Source organism: Ornithinimicrobium flavum (assembly GCF_004526345.1).
GTDB classification, from domain to species: domain Bacteria; phylum Actinomycetota; class Actinomycetes; order Actinomycetales; family Dermatophilaceae; genus Ornithinicoccus; species Ornithinicoccus flavus.
This window is the reverse complement of the sequence record NZ_CP038213.1, coordinates 3559012-3580869: the sequence shown is the minus strand read 5'-3', so window position 1 is coordinate 3580869 and position 21858 is coordinate 3559012. Positions and strand designations below refer to the sequence as shown.

Here is a 21858-nt window from a genome sequence, read left to right as displayed (position 1 = left end):
GCGGCCCCACGTCGGCCCCACGCCGGGCCAAAGTGGGCCAGGATGGGGGGCATGCAGCGTGGCAGACGGCGGCACGAGGACGACGGCAGTGGCGGCGCGACCCTGAGCCCGAGGGCCGCCCGGCTCCGGGACCGGGTCGGGGACCTGGTCACCGACCGCGCCCTGGACCGGCACGCCCTCGCGCACGACGCCTCCCACTATCTCCTGGTCCCGGAGCTCGTCTCCCGACCCCGGGGGGTCGAGGACGTCGCCCGACTCCTGCGCGCCTGCGGCGAGACGGGTATGCCGCTCACCTTCCGCTCCGGTGGCACCAGCCTGTCCGGCCAGGCCGTGACCGAGCACCTGCTGGTCGACACCCGCCGGCACTTCTCCCGCGGGATCGAGGTCCTGGACGACGGGGCGCGGGTCCGGGTGGCCCCCGGCGTCACGGTGCGGGCGGTGAACGCCCGCCTGGCGCCATACCGGACCAAGCTCGGACCGGACCCCGCCAGCGAGGGAGCCTGCACGATCGGCGGGGTGGTCGCCAACAACTCCAGCGGGATGCACTGCGGCACGGCGATGAACACCTACGCCACCCTCGACTCCCTCGAGCTGGTGCTGCCCAGCGGACTGTCCCTGGACACCGGCGCCCCGGACGCCGACGAACGGCTGCGGGCAGGCGCGCCGGACGTCCACGAGGGACTGCTCCGGCTCCGTGACCGGGTGCGCTCCGACCGGGGGTCGGTGGCGACGGTCCGTCGGCTCTTCGCCCTGAAGAACACGATGGGCTACGGGCTCAACTCCTTCCTCGACCACGAGTCGCCGGTGAAGATCCTCGAGCACCTGATGGTCGGCAGCGAGGGCACGCTGGGGTTCCTCGCCTCCGCCACCTTCCGGACGGTGCCGGTGCGACCGGCCGTGGCGACCGGGTTGCTCGTCCTCGACACCGTGGGCGCGGCGACCGGGGCCGTCCCGGCCATCGTCGACGCCGGAGCCATGACCGCCGAGCTGCTGGACGCCGCCTCGCTGCGGGTGTCCGCCCGGGCCCCGGGGGCGCCCGCCCAGATCACGGGGCTGCACGTCGAGGACCATGCCGCCCTGCTGGTCGAGTGGCACGCCGACACCCCCGAGGAGCTGCAGGAGGTGGTGTCCGTGGCGCAGCCCGCGCTCGACGCCCTGCCGCTCACCACCCCGGTCGCCCTGACCCAGGCCGCGGCCGAGCGGGCGGCGTTGTGGACGGTGCGCAAGGCGCTCTACAGCGCGGTGGCCGGTGCGCGGCCGCAGGGCACCAACGCGCTGCTGGAGGACGTCGCGGTGGAGGTCGCGGTCCTGGGGCAGACCTGCGTGGACCTGCAGGAGCTCTTCGACCGGCACGGTTACGAGGAGTCCGTGATCTTCGGTCACGCGAAGGACGGCAACGTCCACTTCATGCTCAACGAGCGCTTCGCGGACCCGCTGGCCCTGCAGCGTTACGCCGACTTCACCGAGGAGATGGTGGAGCTCGTCCTCTCCCGCGGTGGGACCCTGAAGGCCGAGCACGGCACGGGACGGATGATGGCGCCCTTCGTCGAGCGGCAGTACGGCCCGGAGCTCACCGCCGTCATGCGCGAGCTCAAGACCCTGCTCGACCCGGGCGGGATCCTCGGGCCCGGCACGATCCTCGGGGACGACCCGCGGGCGCACCTGTCGGACCTCAAGGTCGCCCCGCCGGTCGAGGCGGAGGTGGACCGGTGCGTCGAGTGCGGCTTCTGCGAGCCGGTCTGCCCCTCCCGGGAGCTCACGACCACCCCTCGCCAGCGGATCGTGCTGCGCAGGGAGATGGCGGCGGCGGCCGACCGGGGGGACCACGAGCTGGCCCGGGCGTTGGACGAGCAGTACGACTACGACGCCGTCCAGACCTGCGCGGTCGACGGCATGTGCCTCACGGCCTGCCCGGTGCTCATCAACACCGGAGACCTCACCCGTCGGCTGCGGGCGGAGGAGGCGGGGCCGGTCTCCTCGCGCGGTGGGCCGCGGCCGCCCGGGTGTGGGGCGCCGCGAGCCGTGCGGGTGCGCTGGGGCTGACGGTCGCCGACCGGCTCCCCGGTGCGGTCGGTGAGGCCGTGACCGGGGCGGTCCGGACGGTGGCGTCGCGAGACGTGGTCCCCGCCTACGACCGCCGGCTGCCGGGCGGCGGCCGGCCGCGTCCGCAGATCGAGGACCCGGAGGCCGAGGTGGTTCTCTTCCCCTCCTGCGTGGGTGCGATGTTCGGGCCTGTCGAGGGGTCCACCGGGGCCGGGCAGTCGCTGGTCGAGCTGGCGGAGCGGGCCGGGGTGCGGCTGCGACACCTCAGGGACTCGGGGCCTGTGCTGCGGCACCCCGTGGAAGAGCAAGGGGATGACCGCGGGGTATGCCGCCATGGCCGACCGGGTGCTCCCCGCCCTGTGGGAGGCGACGGAGCAGGGCCGGCTCCCCGTCGTCGGGGACGCCGCCTCGTGCACCGAGGGGCTGGTGGTCATGGTGTCGCACGCCGCCGAGCTGGGGCATCCCGAGGCCGCGGGTCTGCGCGTCGTGGACGGTCTGGAGCTCGCGGTGACCACCCTGCTGCCGCGCCTGCCGCAGCCGCGGCGCGTCCCCCGGGTGGTGGTGCACCCCACGTGCGGGACGACCTCGCTCGGGGTGACGGGGCACCTCACCCAGCTGGCGGCCTCCCTCGCGGACGAGGTCGTGGTCCCGGACGCCTGGGGCTGCTGCGGCTTCGCGGGGGACCGCGGACTGCTGCATCCCGAGCTCACCGCGGCGGCGACCGGACCGGAGGTGGAGGAGCTGCGCCGACGGGGGCTGCTCGAGGGCGGCGTCGTCTTCCTGTCGGCGAACCGGACCTGCGAGATCGGGATGTCCCGGGCGGCCGGGGTCTCCTACCGCCACGTGCTGGAGCAGCTGGCGGACGCCACCTCCTGACCCTTCGACGGCTCCTGCCGAGGTCATCGGTCGTCGTCCTCGGAGGGGATGTTGAGCAGGGTGTGCGGGTGGGGATGGTGGTCAGGGGGTCCGGGGCGGCGTTGTCCGGTGGTGGGGTGGGTGTGGTCGAGGGTGAGCCAGGTGTCGGGGGTGGGGCGGCGCTGGTGCTCGGGGTGGTGGGCGAGGGCGGCGTAGAGGGTCTGGTTGGCCAGATCGAGGCGGTCCTCGACGTCGTCGGGGTGGGTGGCGTGGAGGTACTGGGTGTAGTCGTGGGTGCGGGAGCGGGTGATCTGGCCCAGGAGGGTGGTGAAGGTCAGGTCGCGGCGGGTGTTGATGGTGATGGTGAGCTCGCGCAGGGTCTTGATGCGATGTGTGCGCTTGTCGAGGTCGGCGAGGTTGGTCTCGGTGGTGGTGCCCCCGGGGGAGCCGTAGGGGATGACGTGGTCGATCTCCAGGGAGCGGCCGGTGAGGCGCTGGTGGGGGTGGCGGGAGTAGACGTCGGCGGTGTGGACCTGGCGACGCATGTCGGCGTCGGGGCGGTAGGTGGTGATGGTCCGTTCGAGGGCGCGGCCGTCGGCGGGGTCGGTGAGGATGCGGTGCAGGGTGGTGCCGGGGAAGTAGAACAGCTCGCGGACGTGTCCGGGGGTGATGAACCCGGGGTGGGTGCCGATGATCTCGGCGACCTGGCCCCGTCCGCGCCGGATGTCACCTGGGGGTGGGTCCGGGCGTGCGTCCGGTGGTCGGGCCCAGGGTGGGGGCTCGCTGTCGCGGTCGAAGGGCAGGCCTGGTCCCGGGCCGATGTCGTCGATGACTGTGTCGGTGGTGGCGGTGGTGTCGGGGACGTCCGTGGGATCGGGGCCGTCGGGGCCGTCGGGGCCGCCGTGGTCCGGGCGGTGCGGGTCCGGGTCGTCGTGGTGGGGGTGGAGGCTGGTGGCGCAGGTCGCGCAGATGGGGTGGCCGATGCCGAGGGCGTCGGCGGGGACGATGACGTGCAGGGCGATGCGCGGGTGGCCGTTGACGACGGCAATGAGGTCCTCGAGGTGTTCGTCATCCAGCCCGTCCATGCCGTCCGTGCCGTCCAGCCCGTCCGTGCCGTCCAGCCCGTCCAGTCCGTCCGTGCCATCCATCCCGTCCGTCCCCTTCGGCCCGTCCGTCGCCTCCGGCCCGTCGGGGCTCGGCGTCCCGTCCGGTCCATCCGGCTCCTGGGTCTTGGCCGGGCCGGTGGGGTCATTCTTTCGGGGGCGGGGGGCGAGGTTGAGGGTGCCATGGGTGAGGGTGGTGAGCATCGTGTCGGTGGCGAGCTGGGCCAGGCTGTCGGGGTGGCCCTGGGCGCGCAGGGTCCGGGCGATGGTGTCGTGCCGGGCGTGGGCGGCGAGGACCTTCGTGATGGGTCCGGTGAGGGTGAGCGTGGCCGTGCCGTTGTCGTGGACGCGCACGTGGGCGGTCCGGGCCTGGTAGGCGCGGTGGCGACGCTGGCGCTCGGTGGTGGTGTCGGTGCCGGCGCAGGCGGTGACCTCGCGGGTGAGGGCGGCATCGAACGGGGCCTGGGCCCACGGGGTGCCGGGGGTCAGGTGGCCGTCGGGGTCGAGTCGTTCGGGGGCGGCCAGCACGGGGTCCGTGCCGTACAGGGCGTGGGCGACCAGGGTCTGCTGGTCGGTGGTGAGGTCGTGGGTGGGTGAGGTGGTCGCGTCCCAGAACCGTCGGGCCTGGGCCCAGGTGCTCTCCCCGCGTTCCATCGCGGTGAGCACGGTGTCCCGCACGGGGGCTGGTCCCATGGCCAGGGCGACCAGGGTGGTGGCCTCGCGCGTGCGCAGGCCCAGTGCGGTCATGGTCTCGGTGACCGCGCGGCGCTTGGTGTCCCGCGCCAGGGTGCGCGCCTGGGACGGGGCCAGGTCCTCACCTTCCCAGCCGTGCTGGGCCAGCACCCCCAGGGAGCAGGTGGTGACGACCTCGGTCACCGCCCGTAGCAGTGCCGCGTCGAGCTGGGCCCGCCGCCGGCCCAGGTGCACCAGCTCGGCCACGCTCGGATGCAGCCCCGGGGCGTCAGCGTCACGGCCCGTGCTGGCCTCGGTGCCCGAGCCGGCCTCTGTGCACGAGCAGGCCCCATCGCCCGGGCCCGTGCGTGCGTCGGTACCCGGACCGCTGTCCCCACCATGATCGCTGCGCTCGCCCTGACCGGCCTGACCATTGAGTTCGGCACCCATGGCGGTCACGGGAGCGGGGATGGTGAGGATCTCGACGACTCGGGGAGCCGGGACCTCCTCGCACTCGGCGTGACCGTCCAGCCAGCCGCGGAGCCAGGACTCTGTTGTCGTGAGGCCCATCCGCACCCACCTCCCCTCATCCGTCTCCCCGGCCGGAACCCCCCGGACCAGGTGCTGGGTGTCCACCCAGACTAGCACACCTGTTCGAATCCTGCCTCGCCCTGTGGATGCGCGTGTCGTTGACGAGCGGTCAGATCAAGGGGCACAGACCGAGGGCCCTCAAGCTCGGGGGCGTCGACCGCGGCACGAGGCCGGCAGCCTGTGGACAACCCCGACCGAAGCAGCCCTCCGTGTCCTAGCGTCGTCCCGTCGGCGCGCACCGTGCGTGCCGGGGGAGGGGAACGACATGGACATCGCACCACCACCGGGCGTCGTCGCCTGGCTCGACCAGGACCGCCGCACCGTCATCCGCAACATCCGCCGCTACGGCGTGCACCTGACCTACGTCTTCGACGACCCGGCGCGCTGCGCCTGCTGCCGCGACCTGGGCGAGCCGTCGGTGGGGGGCGAGTCGTCGGTCGTGGGCGAGGAGCGGCGCCCCGGGCCGCCCTTCTGCTACACGACCGGGCTGTTCGGGGCCGGGCACCCCGAGCTCCTCGTGGCAGGGCTGGGGGAGGCCCGGTCGATGCTCCTGCTCAACGCCGCGGCGCAGGGTGTGCTGGACGACGACCGTGACCTGACACCGGGGCAGGAGGTGATCATCGACGGGGTCGACGTCCTGGTCGAGGAGCTGCCCAACCCGGGTGAGATCCTGCTCGCCTCGAACTTCTACTACGACCGGCCGCCCGCTGCCTCCCTCCCGGCCTACCAGCTGACGTGGGCCGACTCCATGGGGCGGTTCCCGTGGGACGAGGGGCACCAGCCGGGGGAGTGGCGGCAACCGCGGCCGGGAGAGTGGCCGGAGGAGCTGCGGGCCTGAACGAGCCGCCCTGCTCATCCCGGGCGGACTGGCTCGAGGTTCACCCGACCGACGACGCCCAACGCCTACGTCGTTCCCGTCAGGAGCCGGAGCAGCCGACACCGTCGCCGGCCGGACCCGGCGTCTGCTCGGAGCCGGAGGTCTACCCTCGCCCCATGAGCGACACCTCCGACCTGCACCACGACGTCCTGGTGGTGGGCAGCGGCTTCGGCGGGAGCGTCGCCGCCCTGCGCCTGACGGAGAAGGGGTACCGGGTCGGGGTGCTCGAGGCAGGCCGTCGCTTCGCCGACGAGGACTTCGCCGCCACGTCCTGGGACCTGCGGCGCTTCCTGTGGGCGCCCGCCCTCGGCCTGCGGGGGATTCAGCGGATCCACCTGCTGCGGGACGTCCTGGTCCTGGCCGGGGCCGGCGTGGGCGGGGGCTCGCTCAACTACGCCAACACCCTCTACCGGCCCCAGTCGGACGCCTTCTTCGAGGACCCGCAGTGGGCGCACATCACCGACTGGCGCGAGGAGCTGGATCCCCACTACGACGTCGCCGAACGCATGCTCGGGGTCGTGACCAACCCCTCCCTCACGCCGGTGGACGAGCTCTACCGCGAGGTCGCCGAGGAGATGGGGGTCGGTCACACCTTCCGGCTGGCGCCGGTCGGGGTCTTCTTCGGCCGCGACGGTGCGCGGGAGCCCGGGACCCAGGTGCCGGACCCGTACTTCGGCGGGGAAGGGCCGTCGAGGACAGGATGCCTGGAGTGCGGGGAGTGCATGGTCGGCTGCCGGTACGGTGCGAAGAACACGCTGGTCAAGAACTACCTCTGGTTCGCCGAGCGGGGCGGCGCCCGGATACACCCCGACACGACCGTCACCCGCATCCGGCCCCGGCCGCAGGGCGGCTTCGAGGTGAGCACCGTCCGGTCCGGCCCGGTATGGGGCCGCGCCCGCCGCACCTTCGCGGCGGACCAGGTCGTGCTCGCCGCCGGGACCTGGGGCACCCAGCACCTGCTCCACCGGCTACGGCGCGACGGCGACCTGCCGCACCTGTCCGACCGTCTCGGAGCCCTGACCCGGACCAACTCCGAGGCCCTGCTCGGGGCGATGCGGACCCGCCCCGACGTCCCGCCCGACCTCACCCGCGGGGTCGCGATCACCTCCAGCTTCCATCCCGACCCCACCACCCACGTCGAGCCCGTCCGCTACGGCGTGGGCCAGAACGCCATGGGCCTGCTCACCACGCCCTACCTGCTCGACGGGGCCCCGCCCGACGAGGACGGGATCGTTCCGGCGGCCACCGCGCGGGGCCGGGTGCGTCGCGCCACGGGCTGGCTGCAGGCGGCCGTCCGAGAGCCCGGAGCGCTCCTGGAGCAGCTGCGGACGATCAGCACGTGGTCCGAGCGCACCTCCATCGCCCTGGGTCATGCAGACCGTGGACAACTCCATCACCGTCCGGCCCGGCCGCGGTCCCCTCGGCCGCTACCGGCTCACCTCCGGCCCCGGTCACGGGCGCCCCAACCCCACCTGGATCCCTGTCGCCCACGAGGCGGTCCGCAGGCTCGCCGTCAGGCTCGGCGGACGCCCCGGTGGCAGCGTCGGGGACGTCGTGGACATCCCGATGACGGCGCACTTCCTCGGAGGATGCGTCATCGGTGACACGCCCGGCACCGGGGTGGTCGACCCCTACCACCGCGTCCACGGTCACCCGGGCCTGCACGTCGTGGACGGGTCGACGATCTCGGCCAACCTCGGGGTCAACCCGTCCCTGACCATCACCGCCCAGGCGGAGCGGGCGATGTCGATGTGGCCCCGCCGCGGCGAGCCGGACCCGCGACCGGCACCGGGAGCGGCATACCGGAGGCTCGACCCCGCCCCGGGTCGGGTGCCTGGCGCCCATCCGTCCGGGCCGGGTAGGTTCATCCCCAAGGGTGGGAGAACCAGACGTTCCGGGGGATAGGCTCTCGGATGGTGTTCCCTTACTGAAGGAGGTGGGTCAATGTCGAATCCCGTCGCGGGTCTGGAACCGGTCATCGAGCTCTGGGAGTGGCAGACGCAGGCGCTCTGCAGGGAGGCGAGCCCGGACATGTTCTTCCACCCGGAGGGGGAGCGCGGACCCTCGCGCGTCACGCGGGACGAGCGGGCCAAGGCGCTGTGCGCCCGCTGCCCGGTCCTGCAGGCGTGCCGGACCCACGCCCTGACCGTGCGCGAGCCGTACGGCGTCTGGGGCGGCCTCACCGAGCAGGAGCGCGAGGAGATCTACCGCCAGCAGGACGAGCCGAAGGCCGGCTGAGCGGCTCACTCCTCGACCAGCAGCTCCCGGACCGCCTTCTCCACGGCGGTTTGCCGCCTGCGGACGCTGCGCCCGGGCCGGGCGCCGACCACGTCGATGGTCTCGCCCTGCTCGTAGGACTGCAGCACCCGGGGGTCGATGTAGGAGCCCTTCGCGATGGTCGGGGTGTTGCCCAGGTAGTCCGACACCTCCTCCACCGCAGCCTTCACGGCGCGTCGGCGCGACGCCTTCGTGTCACCCGGCTCCGGGGAGGCGGCGAGCGCCACGGCCGCGTGCACCGTCGCGTGCCACGTCCGGAAGTCCTTCGCGGTGAGCTCGTGCCCGAAGATCTCCCCGAGGTAGTCGTTGACGTGGCCCGAGTCGAGGACCCGCCACCCGTCGTCGCCGCGGAAGGCCAGCAACCGGCTCGTGCCGTCACGACGCCGACGCATGACGCCGAGGGCCTCGGTGACGTCCGGGTCCTCGATCGTCATGTCGTGCTCGATCCCTCCCTTGCCGACGAAGGTGAAGCGCAGCCCCTCCGCCACCTTCCGCACGTGCGAGCGCTCCAGCGTCGTGAGCCCGAAGGTGCCGTTGGTGTCGGTGTAGACGTCGTGGCCGATCCGGAAGTAGCCCAGGTCCAGGAGGCGCACCGCGGTCGCGCAGGCGCGCTCCAGCGGCATCCCCTCCCGGCGCAGGTCGCGGGCGACACGGCGTCGCGCCTCCGGAAGCCCCTGGGAGGCCGAGATGATCCGGTCGAACTTCTGCTGGTCCCGCTTGACGCGCCAGTCCGGGTGGTAGAGGTACTGCCGCCGGCCGGCCGCGTCGGTCCCCACCGCCTGGATGTGGCCGTTCTCGACGGGGCAGATCCACACGTCCTCCCACGCGGGCGGGATGGCCAGCGCCTTGATCCGGGAGACCTGGTCCTCGGGCAGCCGCCGGCCGTCGTGGTCGAGGTAGGTGAACCCCTTGCCCGCACGGCGGCGGGTCCACCCCTTGGTGGCGGGTCTCACGGTGCGCAGGCGGGTCATGCCTCAGTTCGCGGCGCGACTACCCCTCCAGGCCCGCCGGAAGGTCGTGGATCGGGGTGCGGGGCAGCTTGCGGACCCGCCGCGGCCGCCGGGAGCGGGCGGGGATGAGCGAGCGCATGTTCTCCAGCCGGCCGAAGCACAGCAGCCGGTCCCCGTCCTCCAGCACCTTGCCGGGCAACGGGTTGGGGACCACGCGGGTGCCGCGGTGCAGGGTGAGGACCTGGATGTCCTTCTCCCGCAGCCCGGACTCGCCGAGGCTGAGCCCGACCAGGTCGGAGCCGGACATGACGGCGATCTCGGCCACGCCATACCCCGTGGAGACCGACAGGCGCTGCCGGACGTCGATGTCGGGGAAGCCCACCTGGTCGGCGATGTAGTCGACGATCGCGCCCGCGACGTCGAGCTTGGTGGCCGCCTCGATGCCCTGCAGGCCGGGCGAGGAGTTGACCTCCATGACGAGCGGGCCCTCCTCGCCCTCGAGCATGTCGACGCCGGCGACCCGCAGGCCCATGATGTGCGCCGCCCGCACCGCGACCTCCGCGTAGGCGGGGTCCAGGTCCACGCCCTCGACGGTGCCCCCGCGGTGCACGTTGGAGCGGAACTCGTCCCCCTGGGCCCGCCGACGCATCGCCGCGACCACCCGGTCGCCGACCACGAGCGCGCGGATGTCCTTGCCCTTGGACTCCCGGACGAACCGCTGGATGAGCACCTGCTGGTTGGTGCCGTGCAGGGTCTCGATGATGGCCTCGGCCACCTTGGCCGTGGGCGCGAGGATGACGCCGATCCCCTGCGTGCCCTCCAGCAGCTTGATGACGACGGGGGCGCCGCCGACCATGGAGATCGCGCTGCGCACGTCGTCCCGGTTGCGCACGAAGGCGGTGGCGGGCATGTCCACCCCGTGACGGGACAGGATCTGGGTCGCCCGCAGCTTGTCCCGGCTGTTCATGATGCCGTTGGCCGTGTTGGGGGTGTAGACGTCCATCTGCTCGAACTGGCGCACGACCGCCGTGCCGAAGTAGGTGACCGACGCGCCGATCCGGGGCAGCACGGCGTCGTAGCTCGACAGCCGACGGCCCCGGAAGGACAGGTCGGGCTCGTCCTCGGTGAGATCGATCCCGAAGCGCAGGGTGTCGAGCACCTTGACCTGGTGGCCGCGGTCCAGGGCGGCGGTCCGCAGCCGCTGCGTGGAGTAGGCACGCAGGGACCGGGACAGGATGGCGAGCTTCATCGAGGCTTCCTGAGAGGATGGCGGGGTGTCAGGGCGCCCCTATCTCACCACAGAGCACACCGTCGTCGGCTGGCGCGAGTGGGTGCGCCTGCCGAGCGTGGGGGTGGACTGGATCAAGGCCAAGGTGGACACGGGTGCCAGGACGTCCTCGCTGCACGCCTTCGACCTGGTGGTGCTCGACGACGGCGCCCGGGTGCGGTTCTCCATCCACCCGTGGCAGCGGGGGTCCCGGGACGAGCGGGTCGTGGAGCTGCCGGTGCACGACGTCCGCTCGGTCCGGTCCTCCTCCGGCCACGCCGAGGAGAGGTATGTCGTGCGCCTGCCCCTCGTCCTCGGGGGCCGGGACGTCGACGCCGAGGTCACGCTGACGGGGCGGGACGAGATGGGCTTCCGGATGCTCGTCGGCCGGGAGGCGCTCGTGCAGGGCTTCCTCGTCGACCCGGTCCTGTCCTACGCCGGGGGCCGCCCCGAGCGTGCCGTCCGGCGCCGGAACTGGGGCCGCTGATGGCCGGTCGGCGGCTGCGCCCGTCCTTCGCCATCGGCACCGTCAGGGTGCGGGCGGGCAGCCGGCGCGAGGTGTCCCTCCCGATCTCCCGGTTGGTCACGGGGGCGGAGGTGAGCCTGCCGGTCCACGTCCTGCACGGGCGGGAGGAGGGCCCGACGGTCTGGATGAACGCCGCCATCCACGGCGACGAGCTCGTGGGGGTGGAGGTCATCCGTCGGGTCCTTGCCACCCTCGACCCCCGGACCATCCGGGGGACCGTGCTGGCGGTGCCGATCGTCAACGTCCTGGGGGCGATGACGGGTGACCGCTACCTGCCGGACCGGCGCGACCTCAACCGCAGCTTCCCGGGCTCGGCGCGCGGCTCCCTGGCCAGCCGGATCGCCCACCTGCTCATGACCGAGGTGGTCGCGCCGTGCGAGGTCGGCATCGACCTGCACACCGGCTCGGACCGTCGCTCCAACCTGCCGCAGGTGCGCTGCGACCTCGACGACCCGCGGACGCGCGAGCTGGCCGAGGCCTTCGGTGCGCCGGTGCTCTACCACGCCAAGCTGCGCGACGGCTCGCTGCGCTCGGCGGCGCGGGAGGCGGGGGCCCGCGTCCTGCTCTACGAGGGGGGTGAGGCCTGGCGGCTGGACGAGTACGCCATCGGCCCGGGGGTGGACGGGGTGCGCCGCGTGCTGGCGTCCCTGGGCATGGTGGAGGTCGACGACACCGAGGTGCCCCCGGCCGGGCCGGGGGCGGTGTGCCGTCGCAGCGGCTGGGTGCGCGCCCGCCGGACCGGATGCTCCACCTGGAGGTGACGCTGGGTCAGGAGGTCACCGCAGGTCAGCGGCTCGGGGCGCTCTACGACTCCTACGGCCGCCGGCTCGCGCTGGTCAAGGCGGACCGGGACGGCATCGTCATGGGGCGCACCGAGGCGCCCATGGTCAACCACGGGGACGCCCTCGTGCACCTCGGCGAGATCGGCGAGACGTCGGGCGACTGAGCCGGGGCGAGCCGCACCTCGACCCGGCCACGGGTGACGCACAACACGTCCACCGGACCCCGCCCGCACACTGGCCTGCGGTTCCCTCGCCGGGGCCGGGCGGTGAGCGGGACGCCCGACCCCCCGACGCAGGTCAGGACTGCGGCACGCCGGGGCCGAGCAACGTGACGGCTGCGAGCAAGGCGGCCAGCAGCGTGACCTCCGCGGCCGCGCCCAGGACGTCACCCGTGACCCCGCCCAGCGTCCGGCGGGCCCAGCCGCCGACCAGCACGGTGGTGACGGCGACCGTGGGGAGCAGCACGAGCGGGACGAGCCAGGGCGTGGTCCCGGTCAGCTGGCTGCCGGCCCAGGTGGCTGCGCCGACGCACACTGCCACCATGAGCCCACCGGACCACAGCCGACCGGCGGTGAGGCCCTCCACCAGGCTGCGCCCCGTCCCCTCGTCCCGGGCGTAGGGCAGCCACGCCGCCAGTGGCAGCATCGCCGCGCGCGACAGTGTCCACGCGACGGTCATGATGACCACGGCGAGGGCGGGATCGGCTCGGTCGAGCAGCGCACCCACCAGCGCCACCTTCAGGAGGAGGTCCAGGACGACGGCGGCCACGCCATACACGCCGACCGAGTGGTCCTTCATGATCCGCAGCCGCGCCCGCCGGTCAGCTCCGCCCGTCCCGTCGGCGCAGTCGGCCAGCCCGTCGAGATGCAACGCGCCGGTGAGCACCACCTCGAGCGCGACCACCACCACGGCAGCGACGAGCCAGCCCAGCGGCTCGGACGTGAGCACGCCCACCGCACCGAGGAGCAGGCCCAGCAGCCCGCCCACCAGCGGGAAGGCCCAGGCGGCCCGGGCCAGGTCGAACCGTCGCCGAGAGGGCACCGGCACCCTGGTGAGGAACGCGACGGCGTCCAGCACCGGCCCGACGACGCTCATCGGCCGCGCCCGCCGCCTCGCTGGCCCTCCCGCGCCGTCACGTCAGGCGGTCGGCTTCTCGTCCGCCAGCCCCAGGTCGGCGAAGCTGCCCATGTCGCGCAGCACCGCCGCTGCCGAGCGCAGGACGGGGACGGCCAGCGCCGCGCCGCTGCCCTCACCCAGACGCATCCCGAGCTGCAGCACCGGCTCCAGACCCAGGGCCTCCAGCTGCACCGCGTGACCGGGCTCGGGGGAGAGGGTGGCGGCGATCATCGCGTCGGCGCTGCGGGGCTCGACCCGCCAGGCCACCAGCGCCGCTGCGGTGGCGACGAAGCCGTCCAGCAGGACCGGCACCCGCCGGGCCGCGCAGCGCAGCACCACCCCGGTGAGCCCGGCGATCTCCAGCCCGCCCATCGCGGCCAGGACCTGCCACGGGTCGTCCAGGTCGCCATGGCGGCGCAGCACGGCGTCGACAGCGGCGATCTTGGCGGCGAGGGCCTCGCCGCTGACGCCCGTGCCCGGGCCGGTCACCCGGGCCGGGTCGCGCTCGAGGAGAGAAGCAGTGAGGGCGCTCGCCGCCGTCGTGTTGCCGATCCCCATCTCCCCGAGCCCGACCAGGTCGGCGCCGTCGTCGATGAGCAGGTCCGCAAGCCCCATCCCGTGGGCGACCGCCTGCTGGGCCTCCTCGAAGGTCATGGCCGGCCCCTCCAGGGAGTTCGCCGTGCCGGCGCGGACCCGCCGGTCCAGGACCACGTTCTGGCCCGGCTCGATCACGGCCGGCTGGATCACGCCGAGGTCGGCGACGAGGAGCCGGATGCCGGCCTCGCGGGCCAGCACCCCGACGGCGGCCGTCCCCGCGGCGAAGCCGCTGAGCATCAGCGCGGTGACCTCCTGCGGGTATGCGCTCACCCCGCTCGTCGCGATCCCGTGGTCACCTGCGCAGATGACCACCGCGGGCTTGTCCACGTGCGGCTCGCTGGTCGCCTGGATCCCGGCCAGCCGGGCCGCGAGGGCCTCCAGCTGCCCGAGACTGCCGAGGGGCTTCACCTTGCCGTCCATCGCCCCCGCCGCCGCGGCGCCGGCCTCGTGGTCCAGCGGGCGGATCTGCTGCAGGGTCTCCTCGATGAGCTCGTGGGGGCTCATGGTGGTCGCAGCGTTCTCGGCAGTCGTCTCAGGGGTCGTCCTGGCGATGGTCATCAGTCCTCCAGGGGGTCAAGAGTCAGGGTGCGGCCAGCGACGACGAGCTGGGCCTGGTCGGCGTGCCGGGCCAGGATCGCGTTGACCCGCCCGAGCCGGTCCCGGTAGTCCCGGCTCACCGGGTGCATGGGCACGATACCCAGGCCGACCTCGTTGGTCACCACGACCACCCTGCCCGGGTATGCCGCCCCCCACAGTCCCAACGCCTCCGCCCGGGCCACCGTGGTCGCCTCGTCGTCGCCGTGCTCCATCAGGTTGCTCACCCACAGTGACAGGCAGTCGACGATGACGCACCTGCCGGCCGGTAGGCCGCGCACCGCGTCGACCAGGTCGACGGGTGCCTCGACCGTCTCCCAGCCCTCGGGGCGCTCGGCCTGGTGCCTAGTGATGCGGTCGGTCATCTCCTCGTCCCGGGCCTGTCCGGTCGCGACGAAGACCACCGGCAGGCCGGAGCGTCCGGCCCGTCGCACGGCCAGGGCGGACTTGCCGCTGCGGGCGCCGCCGGTCAGGAAGGTCAGGCTCATCGTGGGCTCATTCCGGTCGGGGCGGGGGTCTTCCGGGTGCGGCGGGTGCGGGTCGAGGCCACGGCGGCCAGCAGCAGGCAGCTGACCGCGGCCGTGATCTCGACCTGGTCGACCAGCTGGCGGGTCTGGGTGATGGTGCCTGCGTCGGGGCGGGGACCGTCGCCGAGGCGGGGCCGGTTCTCGACCCGCTCGCCGTAGCGCAGCGGCCCGCCCAGCTCGACCCCCAGGGCGGCGGCGACGGCGCTCTCGGCCACGCCCGAGTTGGGGGAGGGGTGAGCGGGAGCGTCCCGGCGCACCACGCTCAGCACCTGACGAAGCTGGCCGAGGGCCGAACGCCTCGCCGCCGGCCTTCCTCCGCGACCGGGCGCGCGATGCTCACCGACCGGGCGCGCGACTCCCCCCGGGCTCACCCCCGCCGGGATCACGTCCTGCGGGGCCAAGACCGCAGGGAGCGTTGCGACGAGCGCGGCGAAGACCCGTGCGGGCACCCACGCCATCACGTCGTCGAGGCGCGCGGCGGCCGTCCCGAACCGGGCGTAGCGGGCGCTGCGGTGCCCGACCATCGCATCCAAGGTGTTGATCGCCCGGTGCGCCAGGACCCCCGGTGCCCCGGCTACCAACCCCCAGAAGGCCGGGGCCACCACGGCGTCCACGGTGTTCTCCGCCAGGGACTCCACGACCGCGGCAGCGACGCCGCTCGCGTCCAGACCGCTGGGGTCCCTGCCCACCAGCCACGGCAGCAGCTCGCGCGCCCCGTCGAGGTCGTCGGCGCGCAGGCGGTCCTCGATCCGCGCCGAGGTCTCGCGCAACATCCGACCTGCGCAGGCTACCCCTACGGAGCCCGCCAGCACTGCTACTTCTGCCGTGCCGTGCGTCCGCTGACCCGCCAGCCTGCGGCCCAGGCGGTCCAGCAGCACACCGGCCCCGGCGCCCACCCCGGCCCCGACCAGCGCGTAGGCCGCCCCGGACAGGCGGGTGTCGGCATACAGGCGCTGCTCCACCCGGCCCATCACGGTGCCGAACCAGGCGACAGGGTGCCAGGCGTCCGGAGGCTCGCCCAGGAGCCGGTCGAGGACCAGGCCGAGGGCGACCCCGAGCGCCCGCCGCCGGAGGGGTGGACCCAGCACGCTCACCACACCCGCTCCGGATCGGGATCCGCGGCCACCCGCGGCCAGGGGTTGACCTGCATACCCGTGCTCACCGCCTGGCGCACCGCCTCCGCCACCCGGTGCCCCCAGGGCGAGCGCACCCCGGCGAACGGCACCGGTGCCCGGCCCTCCGCCGCGTCCGGGCAGAGCACGACGACAGCGTCGCTCGCCGTGCCGGTCCCGGGGACCCCCGCGTGCAGGAGGGCCTGGGCCTTCGCCTCGGTCACGGTGCCAACGGCCTGGACCAGGGCGGAACCGGTCAGCGGGGCAGGGACGGCCACGACGATGTTCACCGTGCCCGGCTCCGGCGGCGTGTCCTCCTCGACGCGCACGCCGAGGCCGCCCGGCCGCGCGGCCCAGGTCGGCTTCGTCGCGGCGACCGTCGCCCACGCCTCGACACCGTCGGCCTCACCGCCGGTCCAGCACCGCACGTCGGCGGCCGTGAGCAGCGCCGTCACGGGGGTGTCGTCCCGCCCGAGGGCGGCCAGCCGCTCCTCGACGTAGGCGTCGAGATCGGTGCGGAGGAAGCTGTCGCCCACCCCGAGGTTGACCACGAGGCGGGGCCAGACGAGCCCGCCCCCGACGGAGGCGGAGCTCAGTGCGACCCACCCCGGGGGCACCGGGAAGAGCAGCGCGCCGTCCCGCTCGATGAGGTGCACCACGTCGACCATCCTGCTCACCAGCCCGGCGCCTCCTCGACCCGGGTGGCGCTCCGGGCGAGGTCGACCAGCGCCGTCAGGTCGAGATGCTCCTCGACCCAGTCGGCCAGGTGGTCGAGGTGCGCGTCGAGGGCCTGCGCGTAGGGCACGGCCGACGGTCTGAAGGTCCGGCCGCGGGCGAGGGCGACGGTCCGCAGCAGGTCGTGCCGCAGGGCGTCGCCGTCGAGGACCCCGTGCAGGGAGGTGCCCCGCACCCGGCCGTCCGCGCCCACTGCCCCCTCGGCACGTCCAGGATCCTCCCCACGACGCTCGTCGCCACCCGTACCACCGGCCTCATCACCCAGGCGGAGCCAGGCCTGGGCATCGCCGTGCCCACCACCCACCGGCTCGGGCCTGCCCCACCGGATCTCGTACCCCGTGACCGAGGCCCCGGACCCGTCGGCCACGACGCCGTGGGCGCGGCGGACGGTCTTGGGGGAAATGAAGACGGTCCGCACCGGCAGCAGCCCCAGTCCCGCCATGGTTCCGGCCCTCGACTCGATCTCGTCGTGGATCGTGCGCCCGAGCATCTGGTAGCCGGCGCAGATCCCCAGCAAGAACGGCCCGTCCGGGTCACCGAGCAGGTCCACCAGGGCACGGTCGAGCCCGCGCTCCCGCAGCCATGCCAGGTCGGCGACCGTGGACCGGCTGCCCGGCAGGATCACGAGGTCGACGTCGCTGAGGTCGCCGGGCGAGCTGGCCCAGCGCAGCTCTACCCCGGGCTCGAGGACGAGCGGGTCCAGGTCGGAGGGGTTGGCCAGGTGCGGCAGCCGGACGACACCGACCCGCACCGGACGGTCCGTCGACCCCGACCAGTGCGCCGAGGGCGGGACCACGGCGAGGTACAGGGAATCCTCCACGCCCAGCATCAGGTGCTCACCCAGGTGCGGCAGCACCCCCAGCACGGGTAGGTCGGTGCGCTGCTCCAGGTCTCGCAGGCCCGGCTCGAGTAACGTGACGTCGCCGCGGAAGGAGTTGATCACGACGCCGCGCAGGCACCCGCGCAGCCGCTCCGGCAGCAACGCCCAGGTGCCGTAGGCGGCCGCGAACGCGCCACCGCGCTCGATGTCGACGACGAGCACGGCCGGGATGCCAGCGGCAGCGGCGAGCGGCAGGTTGACCAGGTCGCGGTCCAGCAGGTTGATCTCGGCGGCGCCACCGGCACCCTCCAGGACGGTGACCTGGTGCTCGGTCCGCAGCGACTGCAGGGCCTCCAGGACCACGGGGCGCAACCGGGCGGCGCGCTCGCCATACCCAGCCGCGTCCGCGACCCCGACCTCCTCGCCCAGGACGACGAGGTGGGAGGTGCGCGCCCCCGAGGGCTTGAGCAGCACGGGTCCCATCCGCCGGTCCGTCTCGACCCGGGCGGCCAGGGCCTGCATCGCCTGCGCCCGCCCGATCTCCCCGCCGTCCGAGGTGACGGCGCTGTGGTTCGACATGTTCTGCGCCTTGAACGGCGCGACGTCCAGCCCGCGCCGCGACAGCGCCCGGCACAAGGCGCTGACCAGGGTCGACTTGCCTGCGCCGCTGGTGGTGCCGACCACCATCAGCGCGGCGCCGTCAGTAGTCGATGCCACGCCGCGCGCGGATCCCCTGCTCGAACGGGTGCTTGACCTTGACCATCTCGGTGACCGTGTCGGCGACGTCGACAACGGCCTGCGGCATCTCGCGCCCGGTCAGGAAGACCGAGACGTCCTCCGGCCGCTCGCGCAGCACCGAGGCAACCTCGTCGGGATCGATCCAGCCCCAGTTCATCGGGTAGGAGATCTCGTCCAGCATCACCATCCGGTGCTGCCCGGCCTCGATGAGCCGGCGGGAGAACGCCCAGGCGGCCACGGCCTTGCCCCGGCTCTCGTCGAGGTAGTCGGACTCCCAGGAGAAGCCGTCGCCGGCGCTGAACCACTCCACGCCCAGCTGCCGCAGCATGGCCTCCTCGCCGGTGCGCCATTTGCCGGACTTGAGGAACTGGACCACGGCCGTGGGCCAGTCGCGTGCGCGACTGCGCAGCAGGGTGCCGAAGGCGGCGGTGGACTTGCCCTTGCCGTGCCCGGTGTTCACCAGCACGAGCGAGGGTGCCGAGCGCAGCTCGCGCCGGTCGTAGGGCCGCTCGGTGCGGGGCTGGTCGTGGTCGCTCACGAGATCTCCTCCATGCGTCGGGACTCCAGGTCGATGGCGGTATGCCGTCCGCCCGTCGGTCGGGTCGGCCGAGGCGCGGGCACCACGACCAGGTGCCCGTCCAGCTCGACGACCCGGATCGGGTGGCCGTAGACGCGGGACAGGAGGTCAGGGTCGAGAACCTCCTCCGGGACGCCGAGGGCCTGCGGGCTGCCGTGCTCCAGGAGCAGGAGCCGGTCGGCATACCTGGCGGCCATCCCCAGGTCGTGCATGGCGGCGATCACCGTGAGCCCGTCCTGGTGGCGCAGCTCGTCGACCATCTCCAGGACCTCCACGGAGTGGCCGACGTCCAGGGCGCTGGTCGGCTCGTCGAGGAGAAGGACCGGGGCCTGCTGGGTCAACGCGCGGGCGATGACCACCCGTTGCGCCTCGCCGCCAGAGAGGCTGCGCACCTCTCGGTCGGCGAACGAGGCCAGCCCCAGCCGGCGCAGCACGCTGGCGACGATCTGGCGGTCCTGCGTCGACTCCGCCTGCAGCCAGCCCAGGTGGGCGGTCCGGCCCAGCAGGACGTACTCCACGACGGTCATCCCCGGCGGCAGCTCCGGGGCCTGGGGCATGAACGACAGGTCGGTCGGGGTGGGCACCAGCCCGTCACCGAGCTCCACGGTGCCCGTGCGCGGGACCAGGCCGAGCAGGCTGCGCAGGTAGGTCGACTTGCCCGAGCCGTTGGGTCCGATCAGGCCCAGCCACTCCCCGGCGCGCAGCTCCAGGTCGACGCCGCGGACGACCTCGTTGCCCTGGAAGGCGACCCGGACGTCGTGGGTGCGGAGGGCGTGCGTGGGACGCAGCGGGGTGGGGGCACCAGCCCCGACGGGTGGCTGAGGGGTCACGGGTTGGCCTTGCCTCTCCACAGCACGAAAGAGAAGAAAGGTGCGCCGATGAACGCGGTGATGACACCGACGGGCAGCTCGGCGGGGGCCACCAGGGTGCGGGCGCCGATGTCCACGAAGGCCAGGAAGGTGGCGCCGAGGACGGCCGACAGCGGCACGATGAGCCGGTAGGAGTGCCCGACGAGCAGCCGCACCACGTGCGGCGTCACCAGGCCGACGAACGCGATCAGCCCGCTGACCGAGACCGCGGCCGCGGTGATCAGCGTGGCGGCGGTCACCACGACCAGGCGGGAGCGGGCCGGCTTGAGCCCCAGCGAGCGGGCCTCGTCGTCACCGAGCCGCAGCACGTCCAGGTGCCGGGCGTGAAGCACCAGCACCGCACCGGCCAGCACGACGTACGGCACCAGCATCCCGACGGGTTGCCACCCGTGCGTGGCCAGCCGGCCGAACAGCCACGACAGCACCTCACGGGCGCGGGTCTCGTCCAGCCGAGTCAGGGCATAGGTCTGGGAGGCGGAGAAGAGCGCGGCCATGGCGACACCGGCCAGCAGCAGCGTCGCCGGGTCGCGGAAGGAGGCGCGGGCCACCAGCACCGACCCGATCACCGCGAGGACCGCGCCGAGGAACGCCGCCATCGGCAGCGCGTCGATCGGACCCCAGGACAGGTCGAGACCGAACCCCAGGGCCAGGACCGCGCCGAGCCCGGCTCCGGCCGAGACGCCGAGCAGGTAGGGGTCGGCGAGCGGGTTGCGGAAGACCCCCTGGTAGCCCGCGCCGGCGACGGCCAGGCTGCCGCCGACCAGCGCGGCCAGCATGGTGCGCGGCAGACGGATCTGCCACAGCACCTGCTCCTGCTGCGTCGTCAGCGTCTGCTCGACGTCCAGCCCGGGCACCGCCCCGACGAGCGAGCGGACCACCCCCTCCACGGGAAGCCCGGCCGCCCCCTGGCTCGCCGAGGCGAGGATGGCCAGCACGAGCAGCGCCACGCAACCGAGCAGCGCGGCCACGGGCCGGCGGAAGGCGCGCGCGACGGACGCCTCAAGGGCGTCCGGCGCGCGCTGCGCCTCCGGGGTGGGGGTCCTCGACCTCATGGTGTGCGGTATGCGGTCCGCCGGGGCCGGCAGCCGGGCCCGGTCAGCGGCCGGCCGGCACGGACACCGAGTTCATCGCCTCGGCGACGGTCTCCACCAGCTGGGGCAGGCGGGGGCCCCAGCGGGAGGCGATGTCGGCGTCGACCACCACGATGTTGCCGTTCTTGACGGCCGAGATCTCCGACCAGCCGGGACGGTTCGCGACGTCCTCGGCGGTGTAGGTCACCTGGTCGGTGATGACGATGAGCTCCGGGTCGGCCTCGACGACGGCCTCCTCGGTCAGCTGGGGGTAGCCGGTGCCGTCCGCATCCGCCTCGTCGGCGATGTTCACCGCACCCATCTGCTCGTAGACCGAGCCGATGAAGCTGTTGCTGCTCGCGGAGAAGAAGGTGTCGTCCAGCTCGTGGTAGACCCGGATCTCCTGGTCCTCCGGCGCGGCGGCGAAGGCCTCCTCCATCTCGGTGCGCATCTGCTCCACGACCCTGGCGGCACCGTCGATCTGGCCGGTGGCCATGCCGAGCGCGGCGACGGCGTCGTAGCCGCCCTCGATGTCGGCGGGGGCCGAGTTGGCCATGACCGGGATGTCCAGGGCCTCGAGCGAGGCGACCAGGTCGTTGGAGTCGTTGGCGATGACCACCAGGTCGGGGTCGTAGCCGACGATAGCCTCCACGTTCGGGTCGTACCCGGACAGGTCGGTCACCGGGGCGTCCTCGGGGTAGGTCGAGAACGGGTCGACGGCGATGACCTGGTCCCCGGCGCCGATGGCGAAGAGGATCTCGGTGGCGGACGGGGAGAGGGAGATGATCCGCTCGGGGCGGGACTCGATCGTCACCTCGCCGTTCTCGGCGTCGACGGTGACCGGGAAGTCGCCGGCCGCAGCCTCGTCTCCCCTGGCCGTGTTCTCCGCCGTGTCTGCAGCGGTGTCTGCTGCCGTGTCCGCAGCCGCCGTATCCTCGGTGGTGGCGTCCGTCGTGGGGGCGTCGCTGTCGTTGCCGTCACCACCGCAGGCGGCAAGAGCCAGGCTCAGGGCCAGCGCCGCGGCGACGGCGCGGGAACGGGTGAAGGGGGCAGGTGTGCTCATCGTGTCTCCTGTCGGTCGAGGCAGCTGGTCTCGAGCGACAGGACCTAGCACCGGTCCGCCGTCCGAACCGGCCCTATGTCCTCGAGGGCGAGTGGTT

At 73.6% G+C, this 21858-nt stretch carries 16 protein-coding genes and 3 pseudogenes; 6 read left to right on the top strand and 13 right to left on the bottom strand.

Annotated elements, in window-relative coordinates; genetic code table 11:
- The first annotated feature begins 51 nt into the window (after positions 1-51).
- Positions 52-2919 (top strand): annotated as a pseudogene (locus E3Z34_RS16915) (FAD-binding and (Fe-S)-binding domain-containing protein).
- Between the two features lie 23 nt (positions 2920-2942).
- Here E3Z34_RS16915 and E3Z34_RS16910 read toward each other — a convergent pair.
- Positions 2943-5309, bottom strand: a complete 2367-nt coding sequence (locus E3Z34_RS16910) for a hypothetical protein (RefSeq protein WP_134774544.1) — start codon at positions 5307-5309, stop codon at positions 2943-2945.
- 220 nt (positions 5310-5529) lie between these two features.
- Here E3Z34_RS16910 and E3Z34_RS16905 point away from each other — a divergent pair, with 220 nt between their 5' ends.
- The 3 genes and pseudogenes from E3Z34_RS16905 to E3Z34_RS16895 all read left to right on the top strand — a co-directional run bounded on the left by E3Z34_RS16905 (position 5530) and on the right by E3Z34_RS16895 (position 8379).
- On the top strand, positions 5530-6102 hold the full coding sequence (locus tag E3Z34_RS16905; RefSeq protein WP_134774543.1) for a DUF4262 domain-containing protein: 573 nt from the start codon (positions 5530-5532) through the stop codon (positions 6100-6102).
- Between the two features lie 155 nt (positions 6103-6257).
- Positions 6258-8046, top strand: a pseudogene (locus E3Z34_RS16900) (FAD-dependent oxidoreductase).
- Positions 8047-8085: 39 nt separating this feature from the next.
- On the top strand, positions 8086-8379 hold the full coding sequence (locus tag E3Z34_RS16895; protein ID WP_134774542.1) for a WhiB family transcriptional regulator: 294 nt from the start codon (positions 8086-8088) through the stop codon (positions 8377-8379).
- Between the two features lie 5 nt (positions 8380-8384).
- On the opposite strand, the gene E3Z34_RS16890 is transcribed toward E3Z34_RS16895, so the two are convergent.
- Complete coding sequence (locus E3Z34_RS16890; RefSeq protein ID WP_134774541.1) at positions 8385-9389, bottom strand: DNA topoisomerase IB; 1005 nt, start codon at positions 9387-9389, stop codon at positions 8385-8387.
- A gap of 19 nt (positions 9390-9408) precedes the next feature.
- Positions 9409-10617, bottom strand: a complete 1209-nt coding sequence (rimK, locus tag E3Z34_RS16885; RefSeq protein ID WP_134774540.1) for a 30S ribosomal protein S6--L-glutamate ligase — start codon at positions 10615-10617, stop codon at positions 9409-9411.
- A gap of 25 nt (positions 10618-10642) precedes the next feature.
- Between rimK and E3Z34_RS16880 the strand changes: the two genes are divergently transcribed.
- Both E3Z34_RS16880 and E3Z34_RS16875 read left to right on the top strand, forming a co-directional pair.
- Positions 10643-11122, top strand: a complete 480-nt coding sequence (locus tag E3Z34_RS16880) for an ATP-dependent zinc protease family protein (RefSeq protein WP_134774539.1) — start codon at positions 10643-10645, stop codon at positions 11120-11122.
- Positions 11122-12107, top strand: a pseudogene (locus E3Z34_RS16875) (succinylglutamate desuccinylase/aspartoacylase family protein). The gene E3Z34_RS16880 and the pseudogene E3Z34_RS16875 overlap by 1 nt, the downstream one beginning before the upstream one ends.
- 133 nt (positions 12108-12240) lie before the next feature.
- On the opposite strand, the gene cobS reads toward E3Z34_RS16875, so the two are convergent.
- Genes cobS through E3Z34_RS16825 form a run of 10 tightly spaced genes read right to left on the bottom strand, consistent with a single transcriptional unit; the run spans position 12241 to position 21761 of the window.
- Positions 12241-13038 (bottom strand): adenosylcobinamide-GDP ribazoletransferase, encoded by a 798-nt coding sequence (gene cobS / locus E3Z34_RS16870; protein ID WP_134774538.1) that lies wholly within the window; start codon positions 13036-13038, stop codon positions 12241-12243.
- Between the two features lie 42 nt (positions 13039-13080).
- Entirely contained in the window at positions 13081-14160 is a 1080-nt protein-coding gene (cobT, locus tag E3Z34_RS16865) for a nicotinate-nucleotide--dimethylbenzimidazole phosphoribosyltransferase (protein ID WP_134774537.1), read from the bottom strand.
- Positions 14161-14213: 53 nt separating this feature from the next.
- A complete protein-coding gene (cobU, locus tag E3Z34_RS16860) occupies positions 14214-14738 on the bottom strand; it encodes a bifunctional adenosylcobinamide kinase/adenosylcobinamide-phosphate guanylyltransferase (RefSeq protein ID WP_134774536.1) in 525 nt (174 codons plus the stop codon).
- The gene (locus E3Z34_RS16855) at positions 14735-15865 is read right to left on the bottom strand and encodes a CobD/CbiB family cobalamin biosynthesis protein (RefSeq protein WP_202976985.1); all 1131 of its coding nucleotides are present in this window, start codon (positions 15863-15865) and stop codon (positions 14735-14737) included. The genes cobU and E3Z34_RS16855 overlap by 4 nt, the downstream gene beginning before the upstream one ends.
- A 2-nt stretch (positions 15866-15867) precedes the next feature.
- Positions 15868-16557 (bottom strand): adenosylcobinamide amidohydrolase, encoded by a 690-nt coding sequence (locus E3Z34_RS16850; protein WP_134774964.1) that lies wholly within the window; start codon positions 16555-16557, stop codon positions 15868-15870.
- A gap of 5 nt (positions 16558-16562) precedes the next feature.
- Positions 16563-18161, bottom strand: coding sequence for a cobyric acid synthase (locus E3Z34_RS16845; RefSeq protein ID WP_202976983.1), 1599 nt, complete (start codon positions 18159-18161; stop codon positions 16563-16565).
- Positions 18145-18720, bottom strand: coding sequence for a cob(I)yrinic acid a,c-diamide adenosyltransferase (gene cobO / locus E3Z34_RS16840; RefSeq protein ID WP_134774535.1), 576 nt, complete (start codon positions 18718-18720; stop codon positions 18145-18147). Before cobO ends, E3Z34_RS16845 begins: the two co-directional genes overlap by 17 nt.
- Positions 18717-19589, bottom strand: coding sequence for an ABC transporter ATP-binding protein (locus tag E3Z34_RS16835; protein ID WP_202613615.1), 873 nt, complete (start codon positions 19587-19589; stop codon positions 18717-18719). Before E3Z34_RS16835 ends, cobO begins: the two co-directional genes overlap by 4 nt.
- Positions 19586-20680, bottom strand: a complete 1095-nt coding sequence (locus E3Z34_RS16830; RefSeq protein ID WP_134774534.1) for a FecCD family ABC transporter permease — start codon at positions 20678-20680, stop codon at positions 19586-19588. Before E3Z34_RS16830 ends, E3Z34_RS16835 begins: the two co-directional genes overlap by 4 nt.
- A 43-nt stretch (positions 20681-20723) precedes the next feature.
- Complete coding sequence (locus E3Z34_RS16825) at positions 20724-21761, bottom strand: ABC transporter substrate-binding protein (protein ID WP_134774533.1); 1038 nt, start codon at positions 21759-21761, stop codon at positions 20724-20726.
- Between the last annotated feature and the right edge of the window lie 97 nt (positions 21762-21858).